The sequence below is a fragment of the Halobacteriovorax sp. HLS genome, assembly GCF_004006665.1.
Classification (GTDB): domain Bacteria; phylum Bdellovibrionota; class Bacteriovoracia; order Bacteriovoracales; family Bacteriovoracaceae; genus Halobacteriovorax.
Window position 1 is genome coordinate 141,878 of record NZ_QOCL01000014.1, and the last position, 25,954, is coordinate 167,831.

Sequence of the window (25,954 nt, forward strand, 5' to 3'; positions counted from 1 at the left end):
TTTCATGAGTTATCAAAAAGAACAGATGGTTGATTTGATATTAGATAAGTTAACAGAGAAATTTGACTCTTTGCGAGAGCAATATTTCCAAGAAAATGATGTAACTAAAACAAAGTTTTTTTATGTTGATGACCTACTTCCTGTTGATCTTGCTGAAAAGATATTTCTCGCCTTTCCTGAAAAATCTGAAAAATGGAGAAGGCTGACTTCATTTCGAGAGAATAAGTGTACTTCAAAAAGTTTTGACGATTTTGATAGTATTCTGAGAGATATTACTTTTGCCTTTCAAGATAATTCAGTCATTCAAATGATTGAGAAAATTACAGAAATTCCTAATTTATGTGGAGATGACACTCTTTATGCGGGTGGATTAAGCATGATGAGTGAGGGGCACTTTTTAAACCCTCATATTGATAACTCCCATAATCAAGATAGAACCTTATATAGAAGGGCCAATCTATTATTCTATGTAACTCCTGAGTGGAAGCTCGAAAATGGAGGAAATATTGAATTATGGAATACAGATGTTTCTAAAAACCTTACTATTGAAAGCAAGTTTAATAGATTAGTAGTTATGGAAACTAATGATAAGTCATGGCACTCTGTCTCTAAAGTTGTTGCACAAGGCAGAAGGTGTTGCGTTTCAAACTATTATTTCTCAGAAACCTCTCCCAAGCAGAAGGACTACTTCCATATAACTGCCTTCAATGGCAGACCAACGGAAAAGCTTAAAAGACTTCAGTGTTTTGCAGATAACTTATTAAGAACCTCTGTAAGGAAAGTTTTAAAGAAAGGAATAGGAAAAAAAGACTTGTACAAGAGTGATGATAAACAAGTTTAGCTGGAGACTTAATCGTGCTTAAAGTTTTAATTACAGGTGCTACAGGCTTTGTAGGAAGTAGCTTAGCAGACTATTTTCAATCTTGTGGTGATCAAGTTAGATACACCACAAGGAACAAAAAGCTTCCATATGGTGATTTTATTGAAATTGGAGATCTCTCTTCTGATGATTTTTGGAGAGAAGCAGTTGGAGACTCAAATATAATTATTCATTGTATGGCACGAGTTCATGTTATGAATGATGTTGCCTCGAACCCATACGAAGAATTTAAAAAAATTAATTTTGATGCAACTATGGCCTTAGCGAGGGCTGCAAAAGAGCATAATGTTGCAAAGTTTGTTTTTATAAGTACTGTTGGCGTTTATGGAAATAAGGGGCTATCTATTTCTGAGGATGATCCTATTAATCCTAATGGAGACTATGCACAAACAAAGTATGAAGCTGAGACAGCTTTAATTGAGTTATTTCGAGATACTAGTACAGACTTAATCATACTGAGACCTCCGCTTATTTATGGAAAGAATGCGCCTGGTAACTTCAAGAGTTTAGAAAAAGTAATCTCAAAACACATACCTCTACCGCTAGGATTAATTAATAATAAGCGTAGTTTTCTGTATGTTGAAAACTTAGTTTGGGCCATTGATAAAATGGTTCGAAGCACTAATAGATTTAATGGGGTGTATAATATTTCTGACAATGAGGTGGTTTCCACCTCAGACTTCTTAAAAGGTATTGCGAAGAACTTTAAGCTTTCATTTATTTTACCATTTCCAATTTTCCTATTAAAGATCTTAGGTCAGGTTACAGGAAAGTCTAAAGCGATAAATAAGTTAACTGATGATCTTTCTTTTGATGCTAGCCGTTTATATGGTGCGATTGGTCAAGAACCACCCTATAAAATGACTGAAGCCCTGTCTCGAACTTTCGGTAGATAGTGAGAATTGGTTTATTTGAAAGGGCCCTCTTTCTTTACATAATGGCCTGAAATATGTAGCTTTAAATGAAAAAAATTGGAGTAAATTATTAAAATATTAATAACTGGTGGAGCCGGATTTGTTGGTTCTAATTTAGGTCTATCTATTAAAAAGGATTACCCAGAATATGAGGTAACTGCTTTTGATAACTTAAAACGTCGAGGCTCTGAGATCCAGCTACATAAATTAATTGAAAATGGAATTAATTTCGTACATGGAGATATTCGAACAAGAGAAGATTTATTTTCTTTAGAGCAGGATTTTGATCTTATGATTGAAGCCTCTGCAGAGCCAAGTGTCCATGCTGGATCTGATGGTAGTCCAGATTATTTAATTCAAACAAATCTCTTTGGAACTGTAAACTGCTTAGAATTTGCTCGTAAACATTGTAGAGGAATGATCTTTCTTTCAACTTCAAGAGTATATTCGATAAGTGACCTTGTTAATATTCCCTTAACTAAGAATGGAACCAGATTGAGCCTTGAAGAAACGGAAAGATTAGTTGGACTTTCTGAAGAAGGTATTTCAGAAGAATTTAATATTTTAAATTATAGGTCACTGTATGGGGCGACTAAGCTTTCGTCAGAATTACTGATCCAAGAGTATGCTCAAACATATGACTTAAATGTGGTTATTAATAGATGTGGAGTTATTGCAGGACCTGGACAGTGGGGAAAGGTTGATCAGGGTGTATTTACGCTATGGGTAGCAAATCATTTTTTTAAAAAGTCTCTTCGATATACAGGATTTGGAGGAGAGGGGTTACAAGTAAGGGATTTATTACATCCGTCGGACCTCTATGAGGCTGTGGTTGCTCAGTGGGGAAGTTTGGATAAATTTAAGGGCCAGGTCTTTAACTTAGGTGGGGGAAACCTTTGTTCAACTTCATTGTTAGAATTGACTAAAGTTTGTGAAGAAGTGACAGGTAACAAAATAGAGATTTCAAGTGTCGCAGAAACAGCGGCCAATGATATTCCTTGGTATGTAACAGATAATACGAAATTTAAAACTGCCTTTAATTGGGAAGTTAAAAAAAATGTCAAAGATATAGTAGAAGATATTTATAACTGGCTTAAATCGAATGAAAAAGATGTAGCCAAAATTTTTAATAGCTAGGGTAATAAATGGAAATTGCAATCGTAACAGGTAGTTCAGGTCTAATCGGGAGTGAAGCGGTTAAGTTCTTTCATGAAAAAGGAATGAAAGTTATTGGTATCGATAATAATATGCGAGAGTACTTTTTCGGTGCTGAGGGATCTTCTGAGTGGAACAAAGCGCAGCTATTAGAAAAATACCCTAACTTTGAACATCATAATATCGATATAAGAAATCAAGATGAAATTTTTGAATTGTTTAAGAAAAACAGCGCTGAAATAGGTCTCGTTGTCCACACTGCTGCACAACCGTCACATGATTGGGCGGCAAAAGAGCCTTTTACTGATTTTTCTATTAATGCGAATGGAACTTTGAACCTTCTTGAAGCCACTAGAACTTTTTGTAAGGACGCGCCTTTTATTTTTACTAGTACTAACAAGGTCTATGGAGACACACCTAATAGACTTCCTTTGGTTGAAACTGAAAGTCGTTGGGAGTTATCTGCTGAGCATCATTGGTCAGAATTTGGTATTGATGAAAGTATGAGTATCGATAATTCAATGCATAGTCTGTTTGGTGCTTCTAAGGTTGCTGCAGATGTTTTAGTTCAAGAGTATGGGCGATATTTTGAAATGAATACAGCTTCTTTTAGGGGAGGGTGCTTAACTGGTCCTAGTCATTCTGGAGCTAAGTTACATGGTTTTCTTTCATATTTAGTCAAATGTGCAATAACAGATCAGCCATATACAATCTTTGGTTATAAAGGGAAACAAGTTCGCGATAATATTCATTCAAGTGATCTTATTAATGCTTTTTGGGAGTTTTATCAAGCTCCTCGTAAAGGTGAAATCTATAATATTGGTGGAAGTCGACACAGTAGTTGCTCTGTCTTAGAGGCGATAGATATTATTAAGAAACTATCTGGAAAAGAGCTGACTTACACACTATCAGATGACGCTAGAGCTGGTGATCATCAGTGGTGGATAAGTGACGTGAGAAAATTTCAAGAGCATTATCCTAATTGGAAGTATGAGTACGATATAACGAGAATAATAAAAGAGATCATCGATGCAACACAAGAACGTTTTGAAAAGTAATCCCAGTCTCTCAATTGTAATACCAGCACATAATGAAGAGGGTGGTATTACAAGAACTGTAGAGGGATTAATTAGTGAACTTAGAGAGCACAAAGTTCCATTCGATATTCTTGTTGTTAACGATAATAGTTCTGACAATACCGAAGATATTTTAAAGACACTTGGGCAGAAATACCCTGAAGTCTCATATGTTAATAATATTCCTCCAAATGGGTTTGGGTTTGCAGTTAGAAGAGGTCTCCAGTCGTTTAAAGGTGACGCTGTTGCTATAGTTATGGCCGATGGTTCAGACGCTCCTGGAGATGTTAAAAACTTCTACTTTGAGCTTTGTAAAGGTTACGAATGCGTGTTTGGTTCTAGGTTTATAAGAGGTGGAAAAGTTATTGACTATCCTTCACATAAGCTTTTCTTGAATAGGCTTTTTAATTTCTTTATAAGAATATTATTCGGACTGAGATATAATGATGTAACTAATGCATTTAAAATATATAGAAAAGAGGTTATCCAAGGACTTCATCCTATATTGAGCCATCACTTTAACCTTACTGTCGAATTACCGCTAAAGGCAATTGTTAGAGGATATTCCTATTCAGTCGTTCCAAACTCTTGGACAAATAGGGTGGAAGGCGTTTCCAAATTAAAAATTAAAGAGATGGGAAGCCGATACTTATTTATAGTTTTCTATTGCTTTGTTGAAAAATGGTTATCTCGTGGAGATTACCATAAAGAAAAAATCACTATATCATAAATAACTTAGAGGTCATTTAATGCTTAATAAATTTGAAATATCTTTAAAGGGTGTTCTGATTACATTCATTTGTAGTGCGATCGTTTTATTTGGAGGCTTCTTATCTCTTCAAAACCCCTCGGGAACGATGTTTACAAGAGTAGATGTAAGCTCTAGCGAGCCAATACAAGTTTGGAGGAAGTCTGTTAAGGATAATACTCATGAATTTTTGAGAGAGCCATCTGAGGAGAATACTTACTTCTCCGATAATTCTATCTCGAAGATATACATAGGTATTTATGATAATAGCACTGCTGCTAATATAGAATTAAGTTTTGAAGGTAAATCTACAGATAAGATATCTTTAGATACTATTAAAAGTGAATGGAAAAAAGTAACACTTCCGATGGAAGAGATACGCAGGTCAAGAGCTGAAGAAGATATGGATAAATATCTTGCTGGTGTTAGCTTCTACGAGGCCCCGTCTAGCTATGGTCATCACTCGATAGCCTCCCTAGTTAAGCCTGCTTTAAACTGGGGCTTCAAATTTGGTGTATTTGAACTTTTTAAATTAACTTTTTACTCTCTGGTTTTGACTCTTGTATTTGTTTATATTAGAGCAATTACTATCACTGAAAATAGTGAAAAAAAGACTTTCCTCATTCGTTATCTATTTCCAGTTTTAGGTTTTATTTTTTCTGTGCTTCTAATTTTTAAATATGGCGTAGATATTTTTTGGATGGACGCTCTCGCTTTTCCGTACTTTTTAAAATCTATTGAAGCTGGTGAAATGAGTTGGCAACTTTTTTGGAATCAACACAATGAGCACCGTATTGTACTCGTTAGGGCCATGTTCTACCTACTTTCTAGATTCAGTAATATCAATATGCTCGTATTGCCAGTACTAAATCAACTGATGGTTTTAATAGGAGTTATTTACTTTATAAAAAGAACGAATGGTTTGAATGCGGTTGATAAGATAGTGACTTCTTTAATTATCTCTTTAGCATTTTTCTCTCCTGCAAACATAGAGAATACTATACTGCCTTTTCATGGACAGTGGCATGGAACAGTTTTTGGAATGCTCTTGGTCGCATCTGTAGTGGGGAATCAGAATTTTTTTATGAAAAGTTTGATTTTTTGGGTAGGCTTCTTTGCTGCTTATGCATCGATGCCTCCATGGGTTTGTATTCCAGTTGCTATTTTATTAGGACTCGTGCTTAGACAAACTACTCCTACTTTGGAAAAGATTTCCAAAAATGAAGCTATTCACTTTGTTTCATTTGGAGTGATTACATTACTTCTGTTTGCTTATTATATGCATGATTGGCAAAGAGTTAGTGTCAGTCCTATTGATGGTATTTATAAAGATCCAATCAAGTTTATCACGTTCTTCCTTCAGTTAGCTGGGAATCAGCTTCTGAATGAGAAACTCGCTCTTCTTGGAGGAGTGATAATATGCTCTTTGAGTTTTATGCTGATTTATTTAAGAAGATTAGGAAAGGTCATCATTCCCGAAACATTAGTTTGCTTAATGATGCTGTCGCTTACTTGGTGTTTTGTAACGGCCGTAGGTAGATCAACAAATGGATCTGCTATACTTCCGAGATATGTATTTATCAGTACTGGTTTGTGGGCAGCTACTCTAAGCGCCTATTGGATAAATCGGAAAGTATTTTCACGCTTTCTTTTACCTGCCTTTGTTGTGGCCTCCTTAGGTCTTGTTTCACTTCAATCTCTTAAGGGCTTTTCTGATGGATCTAGGTTCTACAGAATAATAAATAGAGATGCGAAACTATTAAAGAAAGCAATGACTACTAAGGACTCTATTCATATACAACATTCAAATATTATTTCCATTTTTGACTTAAAGGGAAATAAGGAGCATAGAGATCACGTTTATGAGCTCTTTGATTTTCTACAAAGAAAAGGATACTGGACTATTTTGAAATAGTCTTATTGATTAAGATTTGAACAAGGCATTTACTTTCTTTTGAATGCCTTGTGTTTCTTTAAGCTTATTAATACCTGATTCAATATTTTCAACAGAGTGTTTAAGAAGATTAGCTACTTTTGAGTTTGATAGCGACATATCTTCTGGTCTTTTAATTAGCTGATCAGAAGAGTTATACAAACCTTTTGAGATTAGTTTTTCATCTAAGTGAAACTCTTTAGCAAGTAGCTTTCCAAAGTCATATTTAGAAATTCTATCGTCTCCGACAACATTATATATGCCTTGGGCATCTTTTTCATATAACTCGAAAATAGTGTCAATAAGAGTATTTACATTTATTGGAGTATAAAAGAGGTTGGTGTACATTGTAATAGCTTCATTATTAGTCAAAGCATTGATAATCCAATCCGAAAATGAATTACGATGAAGAGGTCCCCATCCGTAAAAGTTTGTTCTGATAATAAGAGTGCTATTATTTTCTTTTTTTACAACTTCTTCAGCTTGAACTTTAGATCTAGCATACTCGTTAATGGGCGATACTTGTGTTTTTTCATTTGATAGTTCGTTTTGACCAGAGAAAAGGTGATCTGACGAAATATGAATAAAGTCAAGTCCGAGTTCATGAGTTACTATTGCTAAATTTTGTGCGATTAGAACATTTTCCTTATGTGCTTTTTCTGGATATTGTTCACAACCATTAACATTTGTGTATCCAGCTGAGTTTATGACTAATTTACATTTGCTTTCACAAAGTGTTTTTCTCACCTGATCTATGTCTGTTAGGTCTATATTCGAAGTTCGAATATTTGGATGGTTGGTAACAAGACTTTTGCTACGGTAGCTTGCGATGATCTCGAATGAGTCAAGTTTTGTCGCGAGGATATTAGAGCCTAGTAGGCCAGTCGCACCAGTTAAAAATATTTTCATGAATAGTAGCTTTTGCGATAAGTCATAGAGACTAAATACTATACTTAAAGTGTGTAATTTTCAAGAATTGTAATTAGAAACTATTGGGCGAGTTTCATTGTATGTACTAGTAATATAGGCTCTAACGTCATATTATAAAGAAGTTAAAAATTAAAATGTTGCGTGGTGTAAATGAAGGTTTTGATTACTGGTTCCGCTGGTTTTATAGGTTATCACTGTACTAAGCGGTGTGTTGAATTAGGCTATGATGTTGTAGGTATTGACTCTATAAATGATTACTATGATGTGCAGCTTAAGGAAGATCGACTTAAGGATTTAGGTCTTTATGGAAAAGAGTTTGAGCTGTCTTCTCATAAAAATTTAAAATTCAAGAAGATTGATATTTCTAATCACGTAGATATTATGAAATTATTTTCGGTAGAAAAAATTGAGGTGGTTATACACCTTGCTGCTCAGGCTGGAGTGCGCTACTCAATCGAGCATCCTCATTCTTATATTAAATCAAATGCAGAAGGCTTTTTAAATATTTTAGAAGGCTGCAGAAACTATAAGGTAAAGCATTTACTTTTTGCCTCCTCTTCTTCTGTCTATGGGATGAATGAGAAGGTTCCGTTTTCAGTCAACGACCCAGTTGCTCACCCGGTAAGTTTATATGCAGCGACTAAAAGAAGTAATGAGTTAATGGCACACACATATTCTCACCTTTACGGAATACCAGCGACTGGACTTAGGTTTTTTACTGTTTATGGACCTTGGGGGAGACCTGATATGGCGCCATTTCTTTTCACGAAATCAATTCTTAACGATGAAGAAATAAAGATTTTCAATAATGGTGAGATGGAAAGAGATTTTACTTACATAGATGATGTTATTGAATCTGTTATTAGACTTATTGATAAGGTTCCGGAGCCTTATGATAATACTGCTTTAATTAGCAGGTCAACTTCACCATACCGAATATTTAATATAGGAAGCTCTAGGCCAATTAAGCTTTTAGATTTTGTTAGCTCTATTGAAAGGGCTACGGGGATTAATTCAAAGAAGAAAATGATGCCAATGCAGGATGGTGATGTTATTACAACTTTTGCAGATGTGAGCGACTTGTCTTTAGAAATTGACTTTAAGCCTAGTACTTTGCTGAATGACGGTGTTCTTAATTTTGTTAATTGGTTTAGAGGATATTACAAGGTTTAGTTATGCATATGGACAGTGAGAAAAAAAAATATAGTCTTTACTTTTTTATTCAATTTTTTGTATTTCTAGCTCTTTGGTACATTGCTGCTGGAAGTTTTGAAATGTGGGGAGATGAGATTACTCATCTCGGTATCGCTCGAGGAGAATTGATTACTCATAGTGGAACTTTTTCTAAATACCTAAACTTTTCAACGGGGGAATTAGTAGATAATCAATACTTTAGAGGTGAAATTATTTCATACTTGTCCTACATTTTTCAAAAGATTTTTTACGAAGATATCCTTGTTGCAAGGTTGCCCTCGCTCGTTTGGACGTTTCTTACAGCAGTTTTGTTTATCATTTACACTTTAAAGCGCTTAAAAATATCACACCAGGCAGTCTTGTTTTCAACTTTTTTATTTTTGTTTAATTCAATAGTTTTTGAAAAATCTTTTTACGTAAGAATGTACGCTCCGTTGGCATTTGTGACTCTTGTCATCGCAACCTTGAGTTGGGAGTTAAAGGGATATTTCCTGAAGAGAAAGTTTGGTGTTTGTGCGACACTTCTTGTTTTTATAGTGGCCCTCTTTAAAGTAACGATGGCTGATCAATGGCACTTGTTGCATATCCCTATGATGGCTTTGGGGCTAGGGCTATTGTTAATAAGTGAAGAGACTTTTTTGAAAAGAGCTTTTGATAAGTATAAAAAATACATACTTTACCTTGTTGGAGTCGCCTTTCTTGTCGCTCCACTTTTTTTGCTATTTGTTGATATTTTCTTGGGAAGTCTTGGAATGGAATACGTCTATAAACGTACTCATTTTGGCTATATTGACAATTTGTTAGGGTTGGCTAGAGTTCTTTTAACGTTTAATGTTACAATATTTTTTACAGTTAGAATATTAAAGAAACATAGCCTTGAGCTGGGTTATATGGAGTGGTTATTGCTTATTGGGGTTGTGTCAGCAGTCTGCCTTGCTATATTTACTCCTCATAATCACATCTATTTTTCTCGTTTTTATCATACACCTGCGACATTTGCGATGTTAGGAGCAGGGGGAGTTTTATCTAGATTTAAGAGAAAGAAACTTTTCCTTGTTGTTTTTATTAGTTTTCAAATAGTTTTTTCTTTTATCAATCTTCGTTATGACCGTAGTAATTTGAAATCTGGTGTTCAATATTTAAACCAAAATTTAAAAAGTAATGATGCATTACTTTCTTTTAACACCTTTTTGTTCGAGATGGGAGGTGAAGACTTGGTTAAGAAAGCCTATTTTGTGGAGCCAATTGCAAGCCAATTTGAAGCTGATAAGCTAATTGAGTATTTAGAAAATAGGGTGGGAGCAAATGTTTATTTTTTCTATAAAGACCACTATGGATTAAGGAGAGAATTGACGAGATTCTTTATCGGAGTTGATCGCGAGCCAGTGAAGGACTTATTCACTTTCTTAAAACATTTCGGAAAAGGTAAAGAAATATTGAAGGAAGAGTTAAGAGGGTGTCAGCTGGTAAAGATAGACAGGAAAATGCTTATAAAGAAACTTAGGACTTTTGAACAAGACCTACCTAAAGCAAATCAAACGTTCTTAAGAAGGACGTTTGAATCCTTAAAGAAGTATTTACCTCCTGTGATTTCTAAAAAAATAGAGAGTTTAGGAGCTAGGTGATATTGTGAAAAAGCAGAAAGTTATTTTGATTGGAGCAGGTGGGCACTGTAAGGCCTGTATTGATGTAATAGAAAGTAATTCTATGTATGAAATTGTTGGCATTGTGGACAATAATGTAAAAGATGATATTTTAGGTTATCCGATTTTGGGAACTGATGAGAACCTAAAAGATCTTATTAAACAGTATAGAAACGTTTGTATTACTGTAGGGCAAATCAAATCGCCAGAAGTTAGGAAGAGACTTTTTACAACTGCTAGTCAGTTAGGAGCAAGCTTTCCTACTTTTATTTCATCACGGGCTTATGTCTCTAAATATTCTACTATAGGTCAGGGTTGTATTGTTATGCATGGTGCAACCATTCAGGCGAACTCTATTGTTGGAGAAAATTGTATTATTAACGATCATTCATTGGTTGAGCATGACTGTACTGTTGGTAGGAATTGTCATATTTCAACTGGCGCTCTTATTAATGGAGGAGTTAGTGTTGGAGACGACACCTTTATTGGAAGTCGTGCAGTCATTTTTCAAAGCGTAAGTATTGGCGAAAAAGTTGTTGTTGGAGCGGGAGTTGTAGTTAAAGAAAATATAGCAGATGGGGTCATGTTAAAATGAATGTTCAAATCATAGCTGAAGCTGGTGTTAACCATAATGGAAGCATGGAGCTTGCAAAATTGCTCATTGATAAAGCTGCTCTGGCTGGAGTAGATTTTGTAAAATTTCAAAGTTTTAAATCAGAACTTATTGTTACTAAGAATGCTGAAAAAGCTCAGTACCAAGTAGATAATCAGTCCTCTGGTTCAACCCAATATGAAATGTTGAAGAAGCTAGAACTATCATTTGAAGATCAAATTGAGCTCAGAAACTATGCTAAGACTTGTGGTGTTGAATTTTTATCAACAGCTTTTGATTTAGAGAGTGCAGATTTTTTAAATGAGTTAGGAATTCCTTTCTTTAAAATTCCTTCAGGAGAGATAACGAATTATCCATATCTATTGAAGGTGGCTTCATTTGGTAAGCCAGTCGTTATTTCGACAGGAATGTCTGAGATGAAGGATATTGAATGTGCTTTGAAACTATTTCTCGAAAATGGAATAACTAAAGAAAAAATTACAATACTTCACTGCTCTACAGAATATCCAACACCTATGGAGAATGTTAATTTACTCGCAATGAGTGAGATTGGTATAAAGTTTGGAGTTAAAGTAGGGTACTCTGATCATACATTAGGAGTTGAAGTTTCTATTGCTGCAACGGCTTTAGGAGCACAAGTGATAGAAAAGCACTTTACTTTAGACAGATCAATGGAAGGACCAGATCATTTAGCAAGTCTTGAGCCTGATGAATTGAAGTCTATGGTAGATGGAATACGTAATATAACTAAAGCACTAGGCTCAAAAGAAAAAAGGCCTTCTAGTGTTGAATTGAGTAATCGTAAGGTTGCAAGAAAATACTTAGTTGCTAAGACAAAAATTGTTCAGGGAGAGGTTTTTTCTGATGAAAACCTATCTACAAAGAGAAGTGCTGAAGGAATTAATCCAATGAGATGGAAAGAGGTTGTTGGTAAAGTAGCGCGACGAGATTTTGACGAAGATGAGCTGATAGAAATATGAAAAAAATTGGAATCTTAACATCAACGAGGGCCGACTATGATCTTCTTCTTCCTGTTTACAGAGAGCTGATAGATTCAGATTTATTTGATCCCGTATTTATCGTAACAGGGACACATTTAAGCGAAAATCATGGAATGACAATTGATGAATTAAAAAAAGAGAAGGTAAATATTTTATTTTCTTTCTCTTTAAGCACTGAAAACTCTACACCTGAAATGTTAACAATTTCTTTGGCCCAAATGCAAATGGAGTATAGTAGGGCGCTGAGAGATAATTTAGTTGATGGTCTTATTGTTCTAGGGGATAGAGTTGAGTTGCTACCAATTGTTTTAACTACCTCTCTTTTTGGAATACCGTTAATTCATATGCATGGTGGAGAAATTACTCAAGGTGCTATTGATGAAGTTATTCGTCACGCAGTAACAAAATTCTCATTATTTCACTTTCCTAGCACGGAGACTTATAGAAAGCGTATTATACAGCTGGGTGAGTCTCCCGAAAGAGTATTTAATATTGGAAGTGTTGGGGTAAATAACGTCAAAAATATTAATCCTTTAAAAATTTCTGAACTTGAAAAAGAGCTGAATCTTAAATTGAATGAAAAAACTATGGTTGTAACAATTCATTCTGAAACTTCTCAAAACAAAGAATATCAAATTGAGATGATTCAAAATTTTTTGTCTGTAGTTAAGGAATATTCCGATTGGACAATTATTTTTACGGGTTCAAATATGGACCTTTATTCTGATTTAATTGAGAAAAAGATACACAACTTTGTAGAGAAAAATGAAAATGCATTCTACTTTAAATCATTAGGCCTTAAAAAATATTTTTCACTTTTAAGCTATTGTTCGCTATGTGTAGGTAATACCTCTAGTGGTATTATTGAAGTACCAAGCTTTCTTATACCAACTATAAATATTGGGGATAGGCAAAAAGGGAGAGTTTGTGCGAGCTCTGTAGTTCATGCAGATATTTCTATTAACTCCGTAAAGTCGGCTTTTGTGAAAGCTACCTCAAAGACTTTTTTAGAAAGTTGTCGGGAAATTCAAAACCCTTACGAAGGTAATGAGCCAGCAAAGGAAATGGTACGTAAATTGGAGACCTTAGTATGGCCGGATGTGTTATCTAAGGAATTTAACGATATTTAATGCCTTATAACCGATGATATTTCTTATCAAAATTGACTAAAACTTCTTGAAGCGAGATAATCCGTTTAAATACTTTATAGGGGTTAACATTGAAGAATATACTGGTTACAGGAGCAGATGGCTTTATTGGTTCTCATTTAACTGAGTGGCTTGTTAAGAAAGGCTATAAGGTTAAGGCGCTATCTTACTATAATTCATTTAATCATTGGGGATGGCTTGAGGATGTTTCATGTTTAAAAGACATTGAAGTAATCTCTGGAGATATTCGAGACCCTCGTTATTGTATGAATATTACAAAAGATGTGGACTCTGTTTTCAACTTAGCAGCATTAATTGCTATTCCGTATTCTTATGTTGCTCCAGATAGTTATATTGATACGAATATTAGAGGTACAGTAAACCTTTGTAATGCAGCTCTTGAAAATAATATTGAAAGGTTTATTCAAACATCGACGAGTGAAGTTTACGGAACAGCACAGTATGTTCCAATTGATGAAAAGCATCCTCTTCAGGCGCAATCTCCTTACTCTGCTTCTAAAATTTCTTCAGATGCTATGGCGATGAGTTACTTTAACTCTTTTGATCTGCCTTTAACTATTGCAAGGCCTTTTAATACGTACGGCCCTAGGCAGTCGGCAAGGGCAGTTATTCCTACTATCATTTCTCAAATTGCCAGTGGAAAAAAAGAAATCATGCTAGGTGATACTTCTCCAACAAGAGATTTTAACTATGTGCTTGATACATGTCATGGAATACTATCGTTGGCTGAAAGTGAGAAGTGTGTAGGTGAAGTCGTGAATATAGGATCGAATTTTGAGATATCGGTTGGCGACACTTTAAATTTAATAAAAGAAATAATGAAAAGTGATGTCGAATTTAAGGTTGATCCTGCGAGAATTAGACCTGAAAAATCTGAAGTGAATAGATTGTGGTGTGATAATACAAAAATTAAAAATTTAACAGGATTTGAGCCTCAATTTGATATTCGAGCTGGCCTAGAGAGTACTATTGAATGGTTTAAGAATCCTGAAAATTTGAAAAAATATAAAGTAGATATTTACAATGTATAATAAGACAATTTCCTTCATTAAAGATCTATACGGTAATAAGGATTTTATCCCTCTTCATGAACCAATCTTTAATCAAAATGAAAGAGAGTATGTTCTTGAATGTATAGACTCAACTTTTGTTTCTTCGGTAGGAAAATTTGTAACAAAGTTTGAAGAAGATATTTGTGAGTTTACTGGTTCAAAGTATGCTGTTGCATGTATGAACGGTACTGCAGCTTTACATATTGCTCTTGTTGTTTCAGATGTTAAGTTGAATGATGAAGTTATTACGCAAGCTTTAACGTTTGTTGCGACAGCAAATGCTATCAAGTATTGTGGCGCTCATCCTGTATTTCTTGATAGCGATATTGATAATTTGGGACTTTCTCCAGATGCATTAGAAAAGTTTTTAATAAGTAATGGAGAAATTAGAAGTGATGGGTTTTGTTATAATAAGAATACAGGTAGAAGAATTAAGGCGTGCGTTCCTATGCACGTTTTTGGTAATCCCGTAAAACTTGATGAGCTTTCAGATATTTGCAAAAAATATCAAATCGATATCATTGAAGATTGTGCGGAGTCACTCGGTAGTTATTACAAGGGGAAGCACACAGGTGTAACCTCTAAAATGTCCATTCTAAGCTTTAATGGTAATAAGATTATCACTTGTGGTGGCGGTGGGATTGTTTTAACTCAAGATGAAAAGCTTGCAAAAAAGCTAAAGCATCTAACAACTACAGCTAAGATTCCTCATACATGGGAATTTCAGCATGATGAAATTGCTTATAATTATAGAATGCCTAACTTGAATGCAGCTCTTGGCTGTGCACAGCTAGAATCATTGCAAAGCTTTATTGATTCTAAAAAAGAACTTTTCAAGTTATATGAAGCTCACTTTCAAGATACGAATATTGAACTTTTAAGAGAAGCTCCAAATTCAAAATCGAATTATTGGCTTCAGGCCGTTGTATTAGATAATGAAGAACAAAGGAATATGTTCTTAGAACAAACTAATGATAACTCAGTGATGACTCGTCCTATCTGGAAACTTCTTCCTGATTTAGTTCCGTATCAAAATGATTTAAAGGATGAATTAACTAACGCTAAGAACTTCGCTTCTAGAGTCGTTAATATCCCTAGCAGTTGCAATTTTAAAGGTAAGTAAATGGAAAACTGGAAAAAGGCAATTTTAACTCCTAGTAATACAATTCTTGAGGCGATGAAGTTACTTAATGAATCAGCTTCTGGGCTAGTCATAGTTTCTAAAGATAAAAAATTAGTTGGTGTCGTCGCGGATGGAGATGTTAGAAGAGCAATTTTAAATAATATGCCATTGACCGCTCAAGTCAGCCAGATGATGAATAAAACACCGATGCTGGCTTATGAGGAAGATTCCCGTGAAACGATCTTGAAGAAGTTTAAAGAAAAGGTTGTATCGAGAATCCCTCTAGTTAATAAAGATTTGTTAGTTCTAGATATACTGGCTTTGGAAAAGTATATTGAAAAGGTTTCACAACCTGAAGCACATATTGTTATTATGGCCGGTGGTCTTGGTTCGAGACTCAAACCTTTGACAGACTTAACACCTAAGCCAATGTTAAAGGTTGGAGGAAAACCCATACTAGAAAATATTATTGCTGGTTGTATAGATCAAGGTTTTAAGAAGTTTTCTATATCTGTTAATTATAAAAAAGAAATAATAAAAGATTACTTTGGTGATGGCGCTAAGTGGGATGTCGAGATTGATTATCTTGAAGAAGATAAGAAGTTAGGGACTGCGGGGGCCCTCAGTTTACTTAGTCCTTCAATAGATAAACCCATTATTGTAATGAACGGTGATATTCTTACCAAAGTCGATTTTAATAAAGTTCTTAATTTTCACACTGAAAACTCGGCACAAGCAACAATGTGCTTAAAAGAATACGACTTTCAAGTTCCATATGGTGTTGTAAAAATGAGTGGAATTAAAGTCTCTAGAGTTGATGAGAAACCTGTTCAGAAATTTTTAGTTAATGCTGGGATTTACGTTCTTTCAACTAATGTCTTAAAATATATTCCTTCCGATGAGAGCTACAATATGACAAACCTCTTTGATGATTTGAAAAAGAATAATGAGGAAGTTATTGGTTTTCCAATTCATGAGTACTGGATTGATATTGGAAGAGAGAAAGATTTTGAAAGAGCTCAATCTGAAGTTAAGGATTGTTAGCTGTGAAGGTCTGTGTTTGGGGAGCCGGCTCAATTGGTACAAAGCATTTTAATATTCTTCAGGACAATGGTTGTGAAGTTTGTTTTCTCTCGAGAAGAAAATTAGACCAAAAACATTTTAACTCTTTAAATGATGTATTAAGTATATTTAATCCAGATCATATAATTGTTGCTACAGAAACAAATGATCATGAAAAATGTTTGCAATTAATAATTGAACAAAAATTTAAAGGAAATATTTTTATTGAAAAACCTATTTTTAATAAAATGTCACAGTTGAGTTTTGTTACAGATACCTTTAAAGAAAGAATATTCGTCCTTTATAATATTAGATTTAATAGAGGACTTGGTCTTCTAAAAGAAATTATAGAAACAGAAGGAATAACTGGATTAACGTGCTTTGTTGGTCAGTATCTTCCCGATTGGAGAAAAGGAACAGATTATAGGAAAAGCTACTCCGCTTGCTCAGAAAAAGGTGGAGGAGTTGTAAGAGACCTTAGTCATGAAATCGATTATACTGCATTTTTGGCTGGAAGAATAAAGTCCTTGTTTTCTATAAGTGGGAATTGTAGTGATCTGGAAATAGAGACAGAAGACTTTTCGAATATTGTTTTAGAGTCTGAAAATACGAGCAATATCACAATAGGGCTAAACTATTTAAATAAGTTTCCTCGTAGATTTATAATACTAAATACTAAATCAAATACGTATGAACTAGATCTCGTCAATAATCACTTATTGAAGAATGGTGAGAAAGTCGATCTTAAATTCGACATGGCCGAGTCATATGAAAGACAAGCTAAGGCCATACTTGCCGAGGATTATTCTCAGTTATGTACTTACGAAGAAGGAATTGAGACTCTTAAAGTAATTGAAGCTATAGAAGTATCATCTAATGATAAAAGGTTTATTAACTTATGAAAGTTTTATGTAGTATTTGTGCAAGAGGTGGCTCTAAGGGCGTAAAGAATAAGAATGTTAGAGAATTAAACTCTATACCCTTAATTGCTCATAGTATTTTACAAGCAAAAGAGAGTAATCTCTTTGATGTTATATCAGTCAGTAGTGATTGTGATCAAATCTTGAGTATTGCCAAAGAGTATGGGGCTGATTTTCTAATAAAGAGACCAGATGATTTGGCAACTGATACATCTGCTAAGCTTCCTGTTATTCAACATTGTTTTAGCGAGAGCGAAAAAGAAAGTGGCATGAACTTTGACTTTGTCATTGATCTAGATGCTACATCACCTTTGAGAAAAGTTTCTGACATTAAAGGAGTTTTTGATATACTTCAATCGAGAAGTGAGGAGATTGATAATGTCATAACAGGTTGTCACGCAAGAAGATCTCCTTACTTTAATCTCGTTGAAGAAAATGAGAGTGGATTCTCACGTTTAGTAAAAAGCTTAGAAAAGGGGATTGTCAGACGTCAAGATTCTCCGAGGTGTTTTGATATGAATGCTTCGATCTATGGATGGTCTAGAAATGCACTTTTAAACTCAGATAAGGTGTTGATGCCAAAGACAGTACTTTTTGAAATGAGTGAAGAGACGGCTTACGATATTGATTCTGAATTAGACTTTAAAATAGTAGAACTATTAATGAGAGATAGAAATGAGTAAAAAAAATATAATTCTTGTGGGAGCAGCGGGGTTGATCGGAAAAGCTATTTATAATGAGCTTGTTAAAGACGATATCAATCTAGTTGCGGTTGATATAAATGAGGATTCTTTAAAAGATATAGTTTCTCCTCATGGTGGAAAATATGTAGTTGCTAATATAACTTCGGAGGATTCTGTAATTGAACTTATTGCAAACCTTAAGGAGAATTATGGAGTTATTGATGCAGTAGTAAATACTGCATACCCTAGAAATAAGAACTTTGGAAAAGATCTATTTGATGTGAAGCTCGAAGATTTTAATGAGAACCATTCTTTACATCTTGGTGGCTACTTTAATCTTTCTCAAAAGTTTGCTTCACTCTTTATGGAGCAAGGCCTTGGCAGTATCGTAAACTTCTCATCTATTTACGGTGTTTGTGCTCCAAAATTTGATATTTATAAAGAAACTAAAATGACTAATGGGCCAGAGTACGCTTCTATTAAATCATCCCTAGTATTTTTAACCAAATTTATCTCTCAAAGAATTAAAGGTTCTGGAGTTAGGATTAATGCTATAAGTCCTGGGGGGGTTCTGGATGGACAACCAGAATCTTTTGTTAATAATTATAAAAAATATTGTAATAGTAAGGGAATGTTAAATCCTGAAGACCTCGTTGGAGCTGTTCGCTTTCTTATTTCTGATGAGTCTAAGTTTGTCACAGGTCAGAATATTGTTGTAGACGACGGGTTTTCTATATGATTTCAGATGTAATGGTTTTAGTTTTAGCTGGAGGTAAGGGGACAAGATTATCTTCAGTTGTAAGTGATGTTCCTAAACCAATGGCCCCTATTGGAGATAAGCCCTTTCTATACTATGTCTTAAAATATCTTAAGAAGAATGATTTTAGAAATATATGTTTTTTAACTGGATATAAGGCTTCTGTTATTGAAAACTTTGCCACTGAGTATGACGATACTGAACTTAATTTAAGTCACTCTTTTGAGGATTCTCCACTTGGAACAGGAGGAGCTATAAAAAAGGCCATTGAGAAGCATAGCGACTTCTCTAGGTTTATTGTACTTAATGGCGATACATTCTTTGATGTTGATTTAAAATTATTTATGAATAGCTGTAAAACCAAATATGCTCTGGCCTTGAAGAAGATAGAAGATTGTTCAAGGTATGGAAGAGTTTCTCTAGATGAAGGTTTGATTTCAGAATTTATAGAAAAAGATTCGTCTCTTCATGTCTCTGGATTAATTAATGGCGGTGTTTATTTTCTTGATAAGGATGTTATTAAATACATAGCTGAAGGCTTTGTTTCTTTAGAGAGTGAAGTATTTCCTGAGTTGATTAAGCTTAATGCCTTGTCAGGAGTAGAAGTCTCAGGAAACTTTCTCGATATAGGTATTCCTGAGGACTATTACTCTGCACAGACGTTAATTCCTAAATGGACTTAATTTTCGCCATTTAGGATTTGAAGGTAGATATTAGATTTTGAGTTTTGCTCTTCTATGCTAATTAAGTTACCTTTTTTATTTTCAATAAAATCTTTCGTTTGAAGAAAGAAGCCCGGCTTAAACTCTTGGTCTAAACTATCGTCTACTTCTATCTTATTTACGGCAACACTTCCAAGTTCTTGTACTTGGAGTTGCTCCATTGGTTTTAAGTAGTAGCGGTTGGTTGCAGTAATGAATTCTAGGGCCCACCTTCCAGGTCCCTTCCAATTGGCCTGATAAGTAAAAAGGGCATGTTTTTCACTAATTCCAGAGCCGACAAAATTAGATCCATTTGGATGCCAATCAAGTTCAGAAGTTTTTAAGCTATTCATCTTTAAAGGAGAACCACCTAAATGGAATGCCAAGTCGATAACATGACTAGAGTTTTGAAAGAACCAATTTTCTTTAACCCCTGGATTTTTAGGAATGTCTTGAATGACATGGCTCCACTCAGTGAATTCAAAGTGAAACGACTTTAAACCGCCATCATTTAAAATTCTTTTTTCTAGCTCAAGAACAGAAGAGAAATATCTTCTATTATAAGCTAAGTGAACTTTTGCATTCTTATTCTGAGCTAAGTCCTTTACTGCTTGGACTTTCTCTATAGTAGAGGCTCCTGGTTTTTCTACCAATATATCTTTTATTCCAAGTTCCAATAAAGCAACTGTCGCAATATCCAATTGATCTTCTGAAACAGCAACTATAGCTTTATTGCATACTAAGATAGCTTCTTTATTTTTATCAATTCCGCCAACGAGGGCATCTCGTCCAGTGGCCTGCTTAAATGAATTTGCCGAACTTTCCCCTCTACCAATGACGATATATTCCTGTTCTAGCTTAGTGAGTATTTTACTATATTCAATTGCAATTGGACCAGCTCCGATAATAGCGATTCTATTAGTCATTTAAACCACCATTCCACACATTATGCTTAAGTTTCCATTCTCCTGCGGAGTCTTTACCCCAAAGGTGAGGAGAGCGAAACTTGTCGCAAGTATCATGGAACTGTTGAGGTGTAATATCTAGGTACTCCATGATTTCATCAAAGTATCTATCAGGAAATTCTCCATCATATTTTTTGATTAGTGCCTGGGCTTCTTCTCTTGTTATATGATTATTACGAATTTCTTGTGAAGCATCATATGTTGCTCTACCGAGTCCAAATTTTATAAATGTAGTGTAGTAGTGAAGGTCATCAATCTTATCGTCAATACTATTGTACTTACTATAAGTACCTTGAGTTCTAAATGGTCTAGCTTTAAAGCCAGTGTTTTCAACAGCGTAGTAATATACTTCTTGCGGAGTCCATTTCAGGTAATAACCAAGATAGTGAACATCAATTTTAGATTTACCTAGTTCTGCTTCAGTTATTGGAAGAAAAGATTGTAAGTCAGATAATCTAACATTATGTTCTTCTTGAAGCTCTTTAATTGAAACTCCTCCAAGATAGATTTCATCAAGGTGGCTGTAGCTAAAATATGATTTATCTCTCAACGATGAAGTGTTATCGGCGATAGGATTACCATACTCAGCTTCATTTTCGCCGTAGAAAATAAGGTCAATGTCATATTTGGCAGCTAACTTAGGAGCTAGGTTTTTTTGTCCTAGGATAAATGTTTGAAATGGGTGTAATATATTAAGGATAGAAAGCTTAGTTAGAAGCTTCATAACTTTACCATTTCTGTTAAAGCTTAAATTGTCGAAACCTCCAACATCAATCCAGTTTCTAAAGTTCTTAAGACCGTATTCCGTGTATAGTATTGGTGGCCAAGTAACTGTAAGCGGATTCATTCCATACTTATATTTTAGAATATGCGCTTGATAAGCACTATCCTTTCCCCCACTACCCGGAACGAGACAGTCATAGCTTCCATCATTTTTTCTATGTTTATCTAGTAGGGCAACAAGCTCTGCTTCTCTTTGTTCCCAATTGATTTTATCTTTGCTTTCATTAACTCTACAAGCATCGCATATACCTTCGTTATCGAAGCCCATAGTTCCTTTTTTACTGTCTAGAGTGTGTTTAAATTCTACAGATGAAGTAGGTCTTTGGTTGGACATTACACATTTTTTACAAAAAATTACTTCATCAGGAAGGCCGTATAAGTTTGCCATTTTATCTCTCTTTTTTAGTTTAAATCTTTCCAGTTTTGATATATTTGAAGTCCGCTTTTAGAACTTTTTTCTGGATGGTATTGAGTTGCAAATACATTGTCTTTTAAAATTGAAGAACAGTAATTTAGTTCTCCATGAGTAGTGTAGGATAGCTCATTTTCGGTTGAGCTTAAATCACAGTAGTACGAGTGTACGAAATAGAAGTCAGTCTTGTTCTTAATACCTTGTAATGGAGTATTATCCCAACTGATATCTTTTTCATTCACTTCATCCCAAGAAATCTTAGGTACAGGAAGATTCTTGTTATTGTCTGGAAGCTTTCTAACAATCCCATCTATGATACCAAGACCTTTAGATTCACCAAATTCAGCACTACTCTTTAAAAGTAGTTGCATGCCTAAGCAAATTCCCATGAAAGGCTTACCTGTCTTGATAAAAGATTTAATCTCTTCATCAAGGCCAGAGGTAACTAAATTCTGCATTCCTTGTGCAAAAGCACCAACTCCAGGAAGTATTAGTGCGTCTGCGGACTTTAGTTCTTTAGGAGTAGATACAAGAAATGGATTTAATCCTACCTCTTTGCAAGCTTGTTGAACGCTGAATAGGTTACCGATCGAATAGTCAATAATTGCTACATTTTTCAAACTCTCAACCTCGTCTACACTGTATGTCTGCTTTGATTAAAGCATCTTTAAGTTCTAAAATTGAAAATGTATTAATCTTAGAAAATCTTTTACCACTATTTATAAAGTTTTTATTTCCTTCTGATGTGGAAACATTATTTATAAACTTTGCATTATTGATTGTGTCGTAATGAAATGCAGATGCAATTGCAACTGCACTCACGTTTGTTTCTTTGATCATTTGAATAGTATCTTCAAGGGATGACCCTCCTCCATGTGCTACAACTGGAATTGAGACAACGTCAGTAACAGACTTAATAAGGTCAATATCAAAACCTTCTCCTGTTCCTTCTCTATCGACGGAAGTAATTACTATTTCTCCCGCACCTAGGGACTCAACTTCTTTGGCCCATGCAACAATATCTTTACCTGTTTCCTCTCTACCATTATCTATAAAAGCAAAGTAGGCACCGTTTTCTTGTTTAATAGCTTCAATTGCTACAACAATTGTTGAAGAACCAAATAATTGTGATGCTTGTCTTATAAATTGAGGATTTTTAATTGCAGCAGTATTAATACAGACTTTATCTGCACCTTGCTGAAGTACATTTCGTATATCTTCTATTGTTCTTAAACCACCACCAACAGTGATTGGAATAAAAGTTTTCTGAGAAGTTTTTGTTATAATTTCATCTAAACTATTTCTCTCAAAAAGACTGGCGACACAGTCCATGTAGAATATTTCATCTGCTTCATTATTGTAGTAATATTCGCAAAAACTCTGCGGGTCGCCCAGCACTCTTAATCCCTCGAGATGGATGCCTTTAACAAGATTAGGCCCTTTAATGTCTAAGCGCGAAATGATACGTATTTTTCTCATATATTACCTTTTAATAGGCAAAATTCTATATGAGGAGGCCTATTTTGTATAGATATAAGACCCTTTTAAGTAGGGTCTTATATCGAGATTCTTAGGTAAAGGGAAAATCAGTTTCAATTTGTTTTTTGCTTTTTAATAGATGTTCTTTTAAGGGAATCAGTAAAGAAAGATGTATATCTTTTGACTCTTCGTATCGTGGAAGGCTTATATTTTGGTTGTTAAGGAGATCAAGAACTAAATTTGCAGTTAATTGACTTTGGTAGAGAAGGTTTAGCTCTTTTTCTTCCCATTGCCATGCCGTGTTAGTTGATGATTCTAAATACTTGTCTTCATTTTCTTTGAAGATAAATCTTGAGTCTTCTGTATTAATCTCTATCAGTACTGGTAATGTCCCCTCTGGGAAGCATGTGATATTTATAACGCTATTATCTGGAAATTGACATTTTATGTGTCCGTTTATCTCAAAAAAACCAACTCTCTTACTTTCGATTAAATTTGGCTCGAGCGACTGAAGGTCCGCTAAAAATGTATGTGACTTTGATATACTACAAGCATGATCTATGTAATGAATCGCATTTGTAATATTTCCAAAGTTTGAACCTGTAACATTGTATGTAAACTTCTTCTTTGATAATTCCCTAGTCAAACGCTTATAAACACTTTGCATTCTCATACAGCAGTTAACCCAGCAGTTAACGTTTCTATCTTTAAGTAGAGTTCCTATTTCGGCGTATTGTGACTCAGTGTTAAATAATATTTTTTCTAGTAATAAATTAGAGACATTGCATACTTCAAGGAGATCTCTAACAACTGTGGCCCTGATATTACTAGTTGTTGCTACGACACAAAAATATATGTCTTGAGCAATAATTTCTTTGAGACTTGTAGCAAAGGTGATCTTGTGTATATCGTTGTTTATTTGGTCACTTCTTTCTTTGGCTACGCTGAGTGAGTCTCGAGATGGGTCTATGACGAAGATATTGAAGGCTTCTACGTCAACGGACTTTATCGATTGAAGGTGTCTACTCCCTAATTGTCCTGCCCCAATTATTACAATATTTTTCATAATTTCTCTACTTAGTTGAAAGGTTTTTAATTTGTTCTTTAATTATTTTTATCGTCGATTCCGGGGAAATTTTTTGAAATGATTTAATGGGAAAGAGTTCTCCCTTAATTAAAAGTTTAATCTTCTGATCAAGATCTTGAAAATTACTGACGGTCATTTCATTAATTGCCCTGTCTGCTGTATATTGAGCACAATTCAGAGGATCATAGTAAATAGCCGCTCTTCCTAAGGTTTCAGCATAAATTGAAGGTGAAGTAAAAGGTGTACTTATTGAAAGATTAACATCATGTATAACCTGTAAAGGGTTTTCTAATGGGTCCCTTAGTTCAACATTAGGGAGTTTTTTGATTTCTTCAAATGAATCTACTAATTCAAACTTTTCTTGATACCTTCTCTTTTCTTTAAATATGAAAGTGATTGATGGGTAATTACGAATCAACTTTAATAAGTCAGTATAGAAGGCATTCTGAATTTCGAAAGTAGTAAAAGGGCCAATTCCTAATTTAACTCTGTCGACAGGCTTGATAGACGGTATATCAAAGATTGCAACTTTAGTGGATTTACTTGAGGGAAGAGGGTGGGGAATAAGCTTACTGTAAATTATAGGGCCAGTTATTATGAACTCTGTTTTGTAATCTGAAATCTTCCTCCTTGAAAATAAGTCTGCTAAATTCTTATTCCAAAGCCAAGCTTGGTCAGCATTAAATAAAGAGAACCTTATACTTAAGTCTTGAAAATGAGGATTTTTATTAGAGTAGTGAAATTCTCCTGTTCCATAAAACCATATAACATGTTTGAAGTTACATTGTTTTTTTAAGAGAGACTCTGGAGGAGATGGCCACGCCGTTGACAAGGATGTTAGATAAATAGCTGGTTTCACTTTTTTAAAGAAAGCTTCCCATTTTAGTGCTTGAATTTTGAGAATAGCTATTTGTCTTTTTTGGTAATTAGGAGAAGCTAAGTCTTTTAACTTTTTTAAGATAAGAAAAAAGAGTTGAGTCAGAAAAGTAAATCTCCTCGTTTTTGAAAGAATAGTTGTTATTTCTCTTTCTGTTAAAAAAAGGATCTTTCTTTCAAGAAGTTGTTGAGTTTGCTTTTTATTTGGCGAGACAGGTAAGAGAAATAAGGTTTCGCTCTCTTTTGTTATCTTGTTTAGGGTCAACCAGAAAAAACTCAGATCTTTCTCTTTTGATGGTATTGCATAGGGACTAATTCCTGAGCAAACAACTTTAATTTTGCTTAAGTCAAGTGAGGACGTTTTCTTTATTGCTATGAGCGCTTTAATGATCTCTCTTATGACTTCAAAGAAAGTTTCGGTAAGTAAGTAAAAATAATCGAGTATATTGTTGGTAAATTGTAGAAGTGTTGTTTTATTTCTATTTAAGTATTTCATATGACTTAAAAAATAGATCATATGAAAAATTGTATTTTCTTTAGAGAGATAATTGAAAAAGAAAAACTGTTCAACTTGAATAACTTCTAGTTGATTAAAATATTCGGTATATAAAAAGTCATTCTTTACCTTATCCTTTTTACTTTGAAGAAACTCTTTGGAGAAATAAAAAGCTTCTTCCTCTGCATCGTGCCAGTGATCATGGTCTCGAAAGTCATTTAGTATTTCAAATTTTCCAAGAGGAATTTTAGAAATAGTCATAACTTTTACTTTACCAAAAAAGCTTAAGAAATAAGCCAATA

24 protein-coding genes and 1 pseudogene are annotated in these 25,954 nt (G+C 34.4%); 18 read left to right on the plus strand and 7 right to left on the minus strand.

Features of this window, described 5'->3' with window-relative positions:
- The first annotated feature begins 4 nt into the window (after window positions 1–4).
- From DPQ89_RS14715 to DPQ89_RS14740, 6 genes and pseudogenes are all read left to right on the plus strand, one after another.
- On the plus strand, window positions 5–841 hold the full coding sequence (locus tag DPQ89_RS14715) for a 2OG-Fe(II) oxygenase (RefSeq protein ID WP_127717796.1): 837 nt from the start codon (window positions 5–7) through the stop codon (window positions 839–841).
- Window positions 842–855: 14 nt separating this feature from the next.
- Window positions 856–1,776 (plus strand): NAD-dependent epimerase/dehydratase family protein, encoded by a 921-nt coding sequence (locus tag DPQ89_RS14720; protein WP_164848445.1) that lies wholly within the window; start codon window positions 856–858, stop codon window positions 1,774–1,776.
- Between the two features lie 87 nt (window positions 1,777–1,863).
- Window positions 1,864–2,931, plus strand: coding sequence for an NAD-dependent epimerase/dehydratase family protein (locus DPQ89_RS14725; protein WP_127717798.1), 1,068 nt, complete (start codon window positions 1,864–1,866; stop codon window positions 2,929–2,931).
- 8 nt (window positions 2,932–2,939) lie between these two features.
- Window positions 2,940–4,007: an NAD-dependent epimerase/dehydratase family protein gene (locus DPQ89_RS14730; protein ID WP_127717799.1), complete on the plus strand. Its 1,068-nt coding sequence runs from the start codon at window positions 2,940–2,942 to the stop codon at window positions 4,005–4,007.
- A 4-nt stretch (window positions 4,008–4,011) separates the two neighbouring features.
- Window positions 4,012–4,755 (plus strand): annotated as a pseudogene (locus DPQ89_RS14735) (glycosyltransferase family 2 protein); the annotation flags it as partial.
- 19 nt (window positions 4,756–4,774) lie between these two features.
- Window positions 4,775–6,688, plus strand: coding sequence for a hypothetical protein (locus tag DPQ89_RS14740; RefSeq protein ID WP_127717801.1), 1,914 nt, complete (start codon window positions 4,775–4,777; stop codon window positions 6,686–6,688).
- A 9-nt stretch (window positions 6,689–6,697) separates the two neighbouring features.
- Here the strand turns inward: DPQ89_RS14740 and DPQ89_RS14745 are convergent, their stop codons facing one another.
- Window positions 6,698–7,615, minus strand: coding sequence for an NAD(P)-dependent oxidoreductase (locus DPQ89_RS14745; protein ID WP_127717802.1), 918 nt, complete (start codon window positions 7,613–7,615; stop codon window positions 6,698–6,700).
- A 171-nt stretch (window positions 7,616–7,786) separates the two neighbouring features.
- Between DPQ89_RS14745 and DPQ89_RS14750 the strand changes: the two genes are divergently transcribed.
- The 12 genes from DPQ89_RS14750 (at window position 7,787) to DPQ89_RS14805 (ending at window position 19,536) form a co-directional block, all read left to right on the plus strand.
- The gene (locus DPQ89_RS14750; RefSeq protein ID WP_127717803.1) at window positions 7,787–8,809 is read left to right on the plus strand and encodes an NAD-dependent epimerase; all 1,023 of its coding nucleotides are present in this window, start codon (window positions 7,787–7,789) and stop codon (window positions 8,807–8,809) included.
- Window positions 8,810–9,189: 380 nt separating this feature from the next.
- Window positions 9,190–10,455, plus strand: a complete 1,266-nt coding sequence (locus DPQ89_RS14755; protein ID WP_127717804.1) for a hypothetical protein — start codon at window positions 9,190–9,192, stop codon at window positions 10,453–10,455.
- A gap of 4 nt (window positions 10,456–10,459) precedes the next feature.
- Window positions 10,460–11,068, plus strand: a complete 609-nt coding sequence (locus DPQ89_RS14760; protein WP_206611180.1) for a NeuD/PglB/VioB family sugar acetyltransferase — start codon at window positions 10,460–10,462, stop codon at window positions 11,066–11,068.
- The gene (neuB, locus tag DPQ89_RS14765) at window positions 11,065–12,066 is read left to right on the plus strand and encodes an N-acetylneuraminate synthase (protein ID WP_127717806.1); all 1,002 of its coding nucleotides are present in this window, start codon (window positions 11,065–11,067) and stop codon (window positions 12,064–12,066) included. Before DPQ89_RS14760 ends, neuB begins: the two co-directional genes overlap by 4 nt.
- A complete protein-coding gene (gene neuC, locus DPQ89_RS14770; protein WP_127717807.1) occupies window positions 12,063–13,217 on the plus strand; it encodes a UDP-N-acetylglucosamine 2-epimerase in 1,155 nt (384 codons plus the stop codon). Before neuB ends, neuC begins: the two co-directional genes overlap by 4 nt.
- 89 nt (window positions 13,218–13,306) lie before the next feature.
- The gene (locus DPQ89_RS14775; protein ID WP_127717808.1) at window positions 13,307–14,287 is read left to right on the plus strand and encodes an NAD-dependent 4,6-dehydratase LegB; all 981 of its coding nucleotides are present in this window, start codon (window positions 13,307–13,309) and stop codon (window positions 14,285–14,287) included.
- A complete protein-coding gene (locus DPQ89_RS14780; protein ID WP_127717809.1) occupies window positions 14,280–15,431 on the plus strand; it encodes a LegC family aminotransferase in 1,152 nt (383 codons plus the stop codon). Before DPQ89_RS14775 ends, DPQ89_RS14780 begins: the two co-directional genes overlap by 8 nt.
- Window positions 15,432–16,475: a nucleotidyltransferase family protein gene (locus tag DPQ89_RS14785; protein ID WP_127717810.1), complete on the plus strand. Its 1,044-nt coding sequence runs from the start codon at window positions 15,432–15,434 to the stop codon at window positions 16,473–16,475.
- 2 nt (window positions 16,476–16,477) lie between these two features.
- Complete coding sequence (locus tag DPQ89_RS14790) at window positions 16,478–17,395, plus strand: Gfo/Idh/MocA family protein (protein WP_164848447.1); 918 nt, start codon at window positions 16,478–16,480, stop codon at window positions 17,393–17,395.
- Window positions 17,392–18,096 carry a cytidylyltransferase domain-containing protein gene (locus tag DPQ89_RS14795; protein ID WP_127717812.1) on the plus strand — a complete coding sequence of 235 codons (705 nt, stop codon included), beginning with the start codon at window positions 17,392–17,394 and terminating at the stop codon, window positions 18,094–18,096. The genes DPQ89_RS14790 and DPQ89_RS14795 overlap by 4 nt, the downstream gene beginning before the upstream one ends.
- Window positions 18,089–18,835, plus strand: a complete 747-nt coding sequence (locus DPQ89_RS14800; protein ID WP_127717813.1) for an oxidoreductase — start codon at window positions 18,089–18,091, stop codon at window positions 18,833–18,835. The genes DPQ89_RS14795 and DPQ89_RS14800 overlap by 8 nt, the downstream gene beginning before the upstream one ends.
- Window positions 18,832–19,536, plus strand: coding sequence for a nucleotidyltransferase family protein (locus DPQ89_RS14805; protein WP_127717814.1), 705 nt, complete (start codon window positions 18,832–18,834; stop codon window positions 19,534–19,536). The genes DPQ89_RS14800 and DPQ89_RS14805 overlap by 4 nt, the downstream gene beginning before the upstream one ends.
- On the opposite strand, the gene DPQ89_RS14810 is transcribed toward DPQ89_RS14805, so the two are convergent.
- The 6 genes from DPQ89_RS14810 to DPQ89_RS14835 all read right to left on the minus strand — a co-directional run bounded on the left by DPQ89_RS14810 (window position 19,533) and on the right by DPQ89_RS14835 (window position 25,913).
- The gene (locus DPQ89_RS14810) at window positions 19,533–20,480 is read right to left on the minus strand and encodes a Gfo/Idh/MocA family oxidoreductase (RefSeq protein WP_127717815.1); all 948 of its coding nucleotides are present in this window, start codon (window positions 20,478–20,480) and stop codon (window positions 19,533–19,535) included. The two genes, DPQ89_RS14805 and DPQ89_RS14810, sit on opposite strands and share 4 nt — an antisense overlap.
- On the minus strand, window positions 20,473–21,690 hold the full coding sequence (locus tag DPQ89_RS14815; RefSeq protein ID WP_127717816.1) for an N-acetyl sugar amidotransferase: 1,218 nt from the start codon (window positions 21,688–21,690) through the stop codon (window positions 20,473–20,475). Before DPQ89_RS14815 ends, DPQ89_RS14810 begins: the two co-directional genes overlap by 8 nt.
- Before the next feature lie 14 nt (window positions 21,691–21,704).
- Complete coding sequence (gene hisH, locus DPQ89_RS14820; RefSeq protein ID WP_127717817.1) at window positions 21,705–22,334, minus strand: imidazole glycerol phosphate synthase subunit HisH; 630 nt, start codon at window positions 22,332–22,334, stop codon at window positions 21,705–21,707.
- Between the two features lie 4 nt (window positions 22,335–22,338).
- On the minus strand, window positions 22,339–23,193 hold the full coding sequence (gene hisF / locus DPQ89_RS14825) for an imidazole glycerol phosphate synthase subunit HisF (RefSeq protein ID WP_127717818.1): 855 nt from the start codon (window positions 23,191–23,193) through the stop codon (window positions 22,339–22,341).
- 91 nt (window positions 23,194–23,284) lie between these two features.
- Window positions 23,285–24,259, minus strand: a complete 975-nt coding sequence (locus DPQ89_RS14830; protein WP_127717819.1) for a Gfo/Idh/MocA family oxidoreductase — start codon at window positions 24,257–24,259, stop codon at window positions 23,285–23,287.
- A gap of 7 nt (window positions 24,260–24,266) precedes the next feature.
- Window positions 24,267–25,913 (minus strand): hypothetical protein, encoded by a 1,647-nt coding sequence (locus DPQ89_RS14835; protein WP_127717820.1) that lies wholly within the window; start codon window positions 25,911–25,913, stop codon window positions 24,267–24,269.
- Between the last annotated feature and the right edge of the window lie 41 nt (window positions 25,914–25,954).